Origin of the sequence: Prevotella sp. oral taxon 317 str. F0108 (assembly GCF_000162415.1) — a bacterium.
In the GTDB taxonomy this organism is placed as follows: domain Bacteria; phylum Bacteroidota; class Bacteroidia; order Bacteroidales; family Bacteroidaceae; genus Prevotella; species Prevotella conceptionensis.
In genome coordinates this window covers 1-551 of record NZ_GG740129.1, presented here as the reverse complement: position 1 = coordinate 551, position 551 = coordinate 1, and the positions used below count along the sequence as shown (strand labels likewise).

The following is a 551-nucleotide window of genomic DNA, read 5'->3' as shown; positions in this document are numbered from 1 at the left end:
TGGGAGGAGGTTCGCAAGTTTTTAGAGCGAGAACGTGGCGTTGACTTTTTTGATGAGAGGACAACGGTGGATCGGTATGTAGATGCTAAGAATCCTGCAGGTTGGGGTATAATATACTATGACAAGAAGAATGATAGGCGAATGTATATTGATTTAGATTGTGCAACACGCAAAATAATGAAGGAATATGAAGTAACTGTTGATACGGATTCATATTAACTTGCGGTTTATAGTCAAACAGAATTGCTTTTGGAAAATGGTTGTTAGACGAATGTAAGACGTGCGTAGCATGGCATCCATAAACCCTTACGCAGAGGGAAAGAAGCACATTTTATTTGTTTACGATACACCTATGGCTTTCCAAATCCATTTCTGTTTGACTATAAAATGAAAGACCTGGCTTTCCTCCGATGCCTGCGCTAAACTTCCACGCCTTAGGCCTTCGTCATCCTTTCGACAAATTGAACAAGTATATATTCAAAAAGTTTACCACAGACAACGTTATGGATTACTCTGATATTGGCCCTTTACAAATCCCCGTTATCGCCACC

The 551-nt window shown here is 40.1% G+C and carries 1 protein-coding gene; it reads left to right on the top strand.

Annotated features, from left to right (window positions below; genetic code table 11):
• A partial coding sequence (locus tag HMPREF0670_RS17400) for a hypothetical protein (RefSeq protein ID WP_044078566.1) occupies window positions 1-219 on the top strand: 219 nt, incomplete at its 5' end.
• Window positions 220-551: the final 332 nt, after the last annotated feature.